Annotated in this window: 6 protein-coding genes; all 6 read left to right on the forward strand. The window is 40.6% G+C overall.

The window, feature by feature from the left end; genetic code table 11:
- The first annotated feature begins 33 nt into the window (after positions 1-33).
- The 6 genes from MMY95_RS09585 to brxC all read left to right on the forward strand — a co-directional run bounded on the left by MMY95_RS09585 (position 34) and on the right by brxC (position 8,498).
- A complete protein-coding gene (locus MMY95_RS09585) occupies positions 34-1,044 on the forward strand; it encodes a DUF4767 domain-containing protein (RefSeq protein WP_053267338.1) in 1,011 nt (336 codons plus the stop codon).
- A 361-nt stretch (positions 1,045-1,405) separates the two neighbouring features.
- Positions 1,406-1,738, forward strand: a complete 333-nt coding sequence (locus tag MMY95_RS09590) for a PTS lactose/cellobiose transporter subunit IIA (protein WP_015825253.1) — start codon at positions 1,406-1,408, stop codon at positions 1,736-1,738.
- A gap of 105 nt (positions 1,739-1,843) precedes the next feature.
- The gene (locus MMY95_RS09595) at positions 1,844-3,433 is read left to right on the forward strand and encodes an alpha-rhamnosidase (RefSeq protein WP_158099649.1); all 1,590 of its coding nucleotides are present in this window, start codon (positions 1,844-1,846) and stop codon (positions 3,431-3,433) included.
- A gap of 202 nt (positions 3,434-3,635) precedes the next feature.
- Positions 3,636-4,229, forward strand: a complete 594-nt coding sequence (locus MMY95_RS09600; protein WP_027822945.1) for a DUF1819 family protein — start codon at positions 3,636-3,638, stop codon at positions 4,227-4,229.
- A gap of 2 nt (positions 4,230-4,231) precedes the next feature.
- Entirely contained in the window at positions 4,232-4,813 is a 582-nt protein-coding gene (locus MMY95_RS09605; RefSeq protein WP_021357610.1) for a DUF1788 domain-containing protein, read from the forward strand.
- A gap of 34 nt (positions 4,814-4,847) precedes the next feature.
- The gene (gene brxC, locus MMY95_RS09610; protein ID WP_097558087.1) at positions 4,848-8,498 is read left to right on the forward strand and encodes a BREX system P-loop protein BrxC; all 3,651 of its coding nucleotides are present in this window, start codon (positions 4,848-4,850) and stop codon (positions 8,496-8,498) included.
- Positions 8,499-8,624: the final 126 nt, after the last annotated feature.

Consider the following 8,624-nt stretch of genomic DNA (forward strand, 5'->3'; position numbering starts at 1 on the left):
GGGGATACCGGTACGGGACCGGTGAGGAGCAACATGAAAAAGGTGTGGGTCGGATTATTATTAGGAAGTTTATTATTAGCGGGATGCGCGACGTCGCCCAAGTCGTCAGCGCCCAAGACGAGTCAAAAAGCAACGTCAACCAAGGTAGCGGCAAAGCAGGCCGCTAGCCAAAAAAATACCGCTAGCAGTGATTCTTCATCACCGGCTGAGGCAACCTTGTGGAATACGGGCAAGGAAGCAGCCTTATCGACATTTATGGCCTCGTGGCAACGCGAGATGGGCCAGACCTATGTCGGGACGTATGATGACAAGGCCCCGGATCATTTAGGCTTTCGCTTTCCCAATGCTTTGCTTAATGGTAGCTTAGCAGGCCGAATCAAGTGGGGCTCGCAGTCAGTGGATCTCAAGTGGTCCAAAGACGGCGAAGATCGTAGTGAATTTCAAGTGGTGGCGGTCGCAACGGGTGGTAAGGCGGAAGCACAATATCCAAACACGTACTTCTTTTGCCTCCATCATCGGCGACCAGTCGTCTTTGTGACTCAGACGACCAACGGGGACGAGTTGATCATTCATGATACGCAGAACAGTGCTTTGCAAGCCGGCTTTGCTAAGATCATTACGGGCAGTCGACCGACGACGCTGACAGATAGTTCACTGAACGTGAACATGAGTCGTGATGCGAAGGCTAATCAATGGCCTCAAGGTTATCAGGGGACTTGGTATTACTATAATAAGTACGATCACAAGATTAATTCGATGACGCAAAATGATACCGACGGGTTGAAGCTATCTTATGTGGCAGCTGAGGGACAAAAATGGATTCATATTATGGGGGCCGAGCAGACTGCTGGGGCCGGTAACTTTGAATACGTGCGTTATCATTATTTTGATGGCCGCCAAATTCCAGTCTTAATGAATGCTAGTGGTGCGGGGGCCTGGTTCGATAATAACGCCTATCCTTCAGCAGCCGCGGCAAATCAAATGCGTGACTGGCAATATGGGGATGAATCAAAGACCAGTCCGGCCGCTGACTCATTAGATTAATTAAGGGTGTCATGATCGGTAGTGCGGGCAGGGATAAATTAATCACTGTGAAAATATAATATTAATATAAAAGCCGGGACAAATGCACGTAAATTGCCCCGGTTTTCATTTTGTAAAGTTTATGTATATATTGAAAAAGTCGGAATTGTTTTCTGAAAATAATGCTATACTATGACATAAGTTAACGGTGTCAAGACATCTAACGGCCGGCGCATTCATGTGAACGGCACGACATTTTAAAGCTGATTGTCGATCATGATTGCTGTCATTTGGGGGAATGGCGCGACGATGAAGATTACCGTCAACACAAGTGTGTACGATTGGTCAAAGAGTAGGAAATCTAAAGAAAAAAGGTGTAGACATGCAGAAAAATATGGAACACACGCTCAACCTTACGATGACGATGATTTTGAAAATCGGCAGCGCCCGGTCAATGATTGCGGCTGCCTTAGCCGAGATTGCGGCCTATCGCTACGAGGCGGCGCGTGAAAAATTACGTCAGGCCGAAACTGAATTGCTAACGGCCCAGCGGTTACAGGTACGCCGACTGATCGAGAATGCCAAGGCTCAACGGTTTGTGCACTCGACACTCTTTATGAATGCCCAGTCGGCACTAGTCAACGTGATGGGCGAGTTACAGATGACTGAGAATCTGATTGGCGCTTTTGAACGCTGGGAGCCAGAAGCGGCTTAATACGAACGTTAAGCTGACGAGTGAAAGGTCGCGTACTGGTTCATGATTAGATTTTGGAAGATGGTATTCGGTAGCAACTTAGACGGATAGAGATGGGGTTAAAAAATGACAGTTACTTTTAGTAATGAAGATGATCACAAGTTTCATAAGCTTACTGACCAATGTTTTACTGCCAATCCTAAATTACTGACAAAGGCAAGTATATCAGTACCACTAACTACCCGTACCATTCAGCCACGCCGTTATTTGGTGGTCACCAAGATCAATCAGGCTACCTTAGCGACAGCTACGTGGCAACCAGTCACCGGTGCAATTGCGCTACATAAGCATGAACGTTTGATTTATGATTTGGGAGCGCTATACGTCGGCCATTTTCAAGTTGCCATTGACGTGGCCGGTTCGCCAATGGACGCGCCGTTACTGATGCGGACAAGGTTTGCCGAACAGTTGCAAGAGTTAAGTGTCGATGCTAGTCGCGTGACCAGTTGGTTGCCCACAGCCTGGATTCAAGACGACACGCGCCACGTTGAATTATTGCCGACCACGGTCCAGTTCGAACGCCGCTATAGCTGTCGCTACATCATGTTGGAACCGGTGGGTCAGTCGCTAAAGTGGCAGCCGGTGTTGGCGGATGCGGAGTTTCGAGCGGCTAGTGCAGTATTGAAACAAGCTGTACAGCCATTCAGCAATGACCCGCCGGAACTGTATAAAATTGACCAGGTTTGTTTAGAGACTTTGCGAAATACTATGCAGACAGTTTTTGAGGATGGCACAAAAAGAGATCGTCGTTTGTGGTTGTTAGATTTTCGAATGCAGGCCAAAGTTGATTACGTTACTTTTAAGCACATGAACCTGGCAAGAAGATGTTTGTATTTATTTGGGGCGTTCTCAGATCAAGAGGGCCGTTTGCCAGCAGACATCCTAACACGAACTAAAATACCAGTTGCGGATGACTTGTATTGGTTTGATTATCAACTGCAGTTCATTATGGCCGTAGCAGAATATATTGACGCTACCAGGGATCGAGTAGTATTAAATGATTTATATCCGGTAGTTAAGCGGTCATTCGAATTTATTAAAGTGCAATTAACCACAGGATTAACGGTGGGACAACGTGCCGATGTTTTTGTTGATTGGTCAACCAATTGTAACAAGGAGGCCGCAGTTCAAGGTATTTTGGTCCAGGCGATGAAAGCTTTTTTGAAACTCGCATTACAGTGGAAGGACCCGGACGTTAATGAAATACAAGCTTGGATAGAAGATTTGAAAATTGCGACAATTAAAGAATTCTATGATAGTGATAAAGATGTATTTATTAGTGGGCCGAACCAGGAAGTAAATTTACTGGCTCAGATTCAGCTGCTACTAGCCAATGTATTACCATCGAATGAGCAACAACGTGCGTTGCAACAGCTATTGCATGATTTTGACTTCACCAATACCGCAGTTACACCAAGTACGGAAGCGTTGTTGGCTGAAGTGTTGTTGCAAAATGGTCAGACTAAAGTGGCAATTGATATAATTCGGCAGTATTGGGGTGCAATGGTGGCTAACGGTGCGGATACTTTTTGGGAAGTCTTTGATCAAACTGATGCCAATTATTCACCATATGGATCGATATTACTAAATAGTTATTGTTTTGGCTGGAGCTGTTATCCCGCATACTTGCTACGAACATATTTATCAGATACGTAGTGGAAATATCTTGAGCCGAGTTGTTTAAGTTGAGTAGTATCTCTAGACCATAAAAGTCAATTACATTAAAGATTAGGAGCTTGATGAATCCTTTTGGGAATCGTCGAACTCCTAATTTTTATTAGCTATGCATATGATATACTTTTATATAGTTGGGAATATTGTTGACAAATCAATGGTTGATAATTGGGAGTGGAATTGAATGCCAAAATATAGTGCAACAATGGTTTCACATTCTTTTTGGTTTGCTGAATTTCAAGCATATATTGAATTACTTAATGCTGGCTACAGTGAAGATGATATTAGAGCTAAAGCAGAAGAAGATAATTATTTTAAACAGAAGACGGCTGCGCGAACTCAAGATCTCTTGAAGGTACTAAAGAAACGTTTGGTTACTTTAGACCAGGATTATTTTGTTTTATTTCCAAGTTTAGATATCGGTAATCAAAAATTGGTTAATCTTATTTCAATTATGAACATGAATCGCCTTTTTAACGAATTTATGTATGAGGTTTATCGTGGTGAATTGCTATTAGGCGATGCGCGTTTACATGATTATGAGATTGAGGATTTTTTTAACCGGAAACGGGTTGAAAATGCGCAAATTGCAGACTGGACAGAGGAGACCGTGGAACGATTAGCGGGAATTTTTAAAACATTTTGTCGCGAAGCAGAGTTGCTCAAGGATCGTGGCGATTATGACGAAGTTAATCGGCCGATGCTAGATTTGAGATTAGAAGATTTGTTACAAGCTAAGCACGCTCATCGCAATTTAGCCGTGCTTTTAGGGAGGTGAGTATGATCGTTAGCACAAGTACGAAGTTAGCGCATTTACAGAAAAAAATTATGAATCAGGATTTTCAAGAAAGTCGGGGACTGTCTAACGAAGTTTCGTATTATATTCTAGGCTATGCACCACAGGACAAGCCAATCGTTCGGGAGGCTATTGATAAAATGGAACGTAGATTTAATCAAGCCTCAGTTGGTGTTGATATTGTTGAGTTCAATGTATATCAAATTATGTGGAAATTACTGGATGAAATTGGTATTAGACAGAATGTTTTTGACATGGAGGAAAATGAAGGCATTGAGTACCTGACTGAGCAGTTAAATAATGTACTCAAGATGACAGATTCAGAAAATCTTTTTGTTAAGTATATGGAAAAACATTTAGAAAGCCAAAACTCGGTGATTTTTTTAACCGGAATTGGTGAAATTTTTCCATTAATTCGGGCACATAAAATACTGAATACGATGCACCAAATCATATCATCGGTACCCGTTATTTTATTCTACCCAGGTGAATATAATAGTTTAAGTCTTAGTATGTTCGGGGAAACTAAGGAAGATAACTATTATCGTGCTTTTCAAATAAATTAGAATTACTTTTTCAAGGCCTTGAGGGGGCAAAATAATGAAGATTAAAGATATATTCGCTAAGCCAATTGATCGTAATATTAAAGGTGTTATTACCATTGGTGATGAACAAGATGCTAATGTAAAACAGGAACTAGAAGAATATGTTGTCACACACGAATTACAAAAGCATTTCCATGATTTTTTTAAAGCATACGTTGCCAGTATTAATCATGATACTTCGGAGATGGGAGTCTGGATTTCAGGTTTCTTTGGTTCAGGGAAATCTCACTTTTTAAAGATTTTAGCTTATATGTTGGAAAACCGGAATGTTGCCGGCAAGCCAGCAATTGACTATTTTTTAGATGATAATAAGATCAGAAGCCAAGAGACTGTTGATGCGATTCAATTGGCAACTTCAGTACATAATGAAACGATACTATTTAATATTGATTCAAAAGCTAAGAATGGTAGTAAATCACAAAAAGATGCCATTTTAAATGTTTTCTGGCAAGTTTTTAATGAAAAAATTGGTTTGATAGGCGTTGACTTTTGGATTGCCGACATGGAACGCAATTTGATTAATGATGACAAGTATGAGGCGTTTCAAGCTAAGTTCCAAGAATTAGATGATAAAGGTAGAACTTGGCAAAAGGCTCGAAATGGGTTCGCATTTTTTAAAAATACAATCAAAGAAGCACTCGTAGCTGTCGGCGAAATGACTGAAGAAAATGCTGATGGCTTTATCGAGCAGCTTAAAACGGAATACCCACTCAGTGTAGAGGATTTTGCCCAACGGGTTAATGAATATATTGAGAAACAAGCAGATCCAGATTATCATCTTGTGTTTTTAGTCGATGAGATTGGTCAATATATTGGTGACAGTCAGCAACGAATGTTGAATTTACAAAGTGTTGTTGAAGATTTGGGAACATATACCCATGGGAAAGCCTGGGTAATTGTGACTAGTCAACAAGCAATTGATCAAGTAACGGACCATATTAATGGACAAGATTTCTCGAAAATTCAGGGTCGTTTTAATACTCGAATCGCAATGTCGTCAGCGAACGTTGATGAAGTAATTAATAAGCGATTATTAGTCAAGACGCCGGAAAGTGAACGGGCCCTGATGCGGACGTATTCAGATGATCAACATGCCATCAACAACTTGATGACATTTGAGTCGGATATTACGCGAGACCATTACCAAAGTGCAGAAAACTTTGCGGATGTTTATCCATTTGTACCGTATCAGTATAATTTATTACAAGATACGTTGACTGCCATTCGGGAAAACGGTTCTGACGGTAAGCACTTAGCAAACGGTGAACGTTCAATGCTAGCAGTTTTTCAAGAATCAGCACAACGGATTGAAAATGAAGACGTGCGGGCGTTAGTTCCGTTTAGTATTTTCTTCCAGGGCCTAGATCAATTCTTGGACCACACGCACATGATTGTGATTCAACGTGCGATTAAGAATGAACGTGTTAATCCAGATGGTGTTGAACACCCATTTGCCGTGCAGGTTTTGGAAACACTGTTCATGGTGAAGTATGTAGATAATTTTAATGCTACTCTGAATAACGTTGTCACGTTGATGATTGATTCAATTGATACCGACCGGGTTGAATTGGAAAAACGGGTTAAAGAAGCCTTGACTGAGTTAACGAATCAAAACTTCATTGAAGAGACGACTAAAGGGTTTGAGTTTTTAACTAACGCTGAGCAGGAGATTAGTCGATCAATTTCAAAACAGGATGTGGAGCCAGGAGAAGTCTCTCGTGAAATCGGGAATTACCTATTCGGTGCGAAAAAAATTGAGCGGAAATTTACTTATCCCAAGCTAAACAAGCAGTATACGTTTAATTTCAATCAGTTCGTTGATGATCAGCCATTGGGGTTGGCCAACAATACGTTAAGCCTAAAACTGAACACTCCTGAAAGTAATACTAATCGTGATGAAACTGAATTAAGACGAATCGCGTTATCCCCTAGTGAACCACAAATTATTATTGATATGCCTAGACGTGATGATTACACCCATAATTTATCACAAGCATTGAAAATTCAAAAATTTGTAATGGATCCAGGTGCTTACGCAAAGGATGCTCGATCTAACAATATTATTGATGTTAAGCGTGCTGAGCGAGTAAGCCTGATTGAAAAAGTTCATGTGGATTTGGAAGATGCACTGGAAGATGCTGATATTTATGTCGGCGGTGAACTGCTAGAAGCAGGAAGCAAGAGTTTTGGACAACGTTTAAATACGGCACAGGAACATCTAGTTGACGAAATTTACCGTAACTTAAGCTATATCACGGCGGTTAAGTCGGAGAAAGATATTGTTGCACTATTCAATCAAGAGTTAATTACTCCTGATGAAAATAAACAAGCGGTGGAAGCTGTCATGAATCGAATTGTTCAGGATGCTGATAACGGTTCTCACGGTAAAGTGGCTTATAAGTCGATTCTGGATCGTTTTGGAGTAGAGCCATATGGATACCGTGATATCGACATTAAGTGGATGGTGGCCAAACTTTTTGCTGATAATCGGATTAAGGTATATGTTAACAATGCACTAATCAACATGGAAGATACCACTAAGCCAGTTGAACTAGCAAACTATTTTGTGAAGAAACAGTATGTTGATAAGATGCAATTTGTTCCACGTGTCGCCGTTTCGGAAGAAAAACGCCAAGCGTTAAAAGCGGTGGCTAAGGACGTCTTCAACCGGCAGAGCTTTGATGACGATGAAGATGATACGTTAGTTAACAATTTACGTCAAAGTATGATTAAAGAGCGAGATGCACTCAATGAGTTCGTGCGGCTATCTACGCGTTATCCGGGAAGAAACGTTTTAGAGAATGGTTTACAACTGATGAATAGCTTAATTAGCCAGACTGATACGGACCAATTTTACGATAAATTATTTAAGCATCAAGATGACTTCTTAGATTGGTCCGATGATATGTATGACTATGGGTTGATCGATTTTTACAATAATCCGACTCAAGAGAAGATCTGGAAAGATGCACTTTCTAAGATTGATATCTATGAGAAGTCTAGTTCATTTATTAGTGGGGCTGAGGTTGGTAAGATCTATAAGCAAATTAAAGCCCGAATTGATGCAAACAAGGCTGATCGGTTAAATGAATTGAACAGTCTTAATGAAGAATTTAATAGCGCGTATAGTGAAGAGTTTGATAAAACTGAAGCGGATATTAAAGCGAATGTCAATATTGAATGGCAAGCAGCTTTGAATTACGCAAAGAATAATGGCTTAATTGGTCAGTTTGAAACGACCATCAATCAAGCTTTCGAACAATTTATTCAAGAAGCACAAGCAGCTCGTAATTTGGATGAATTGGTCGTAATTAAATCTAAGGCTTCCGTTAAGAAGGATAATTTACAGACGCGCATTGATGAAGAAATCGTTGAAATTGAGAGAAAACAAGCTGCATTACAACGTGCACAGAAACAAGTGGATAAAGATGAAACAAATACAAATGAGGATCAAACTCCAACGGTCACTTCAACAACGGTAACGCCTCTAGTACCGACAACGAAGCATGTTAGTCTTAAAAATTTGCCAGTTAACCGTTCATGGCAGGTAACTAGTGCCAAAGATGTTGACGAGCAATTGGCACAATTACGAAAAGTATTAATTGCTCAGTTGGATAATGTTGATGAATTGAAGATTGATCTTTAATAGTCAAGTTGAAAGGAATTACAAATGGACAAAACAGCCATTAAAAATTTTGCAATTGAATCGCGACGGAAACTAGGGACTGTCTGAAAACTAAAAATTCAGGTATAATCTGAGGAAAAACGAATC

Origin of the sequence: Lactiplantibacillus sp. ME-2, from assembly GCF_022549155.1 — a bacterium.
In the GTDB taxonomy this organism is placed as follows: domain Bacteria; phylum Bacillota; class Bacilli; order Lactobacillales; family Lactobacillaceae; genus Lactiplantibacillus; species Lactiplantibacillus plantarum.

Excerpts from the sequence above, each read along its gene's own strand:
- MMY95_RS09600 (WP_027822945.1), top strand. The coding sequence starts at position 3,636 with ATGCCAAAATATAGTGCAACAATGGTTTCACATTCTTTTTGGTTTGCT.
- MMY95_RS09585 (WP_053267338.1), top strand. The coding sequence starts at position 34 with ATGAAAAAGGTGTGGGTCGGATTATTATTAGGAAGTTTATTATTAGCG.
- brxC (WP_097558087.1), top strand. The coding sequence starts at position 4,848 with ATGAAGATTAAAGATATATTCGCTAAGCCAATTGATCGTAATATTAAA.
- MMY95_RS09595 (WP_158099649.1), top strand. The coding sequence starts at position 1,844 with ATGACAGTTACTTTTAGTAATGAAGATGATCACAAGTTTCATAAGCTT.
- MMY95_RS09590 (WP_015825253.1), top strand. The coding sequence starts at position 1,406 with ATGCAGAAAAATATGGAACACACGCTCAACCTTACGATGACGATGATT.
- MMY95_RS09605 (WP_021357610.1), top strand. The coding sequence starts at position 4,232 with ATGATCGTTAGCACAAGTACGAAGTTAGCGCATTTACAGAAAAAAATT.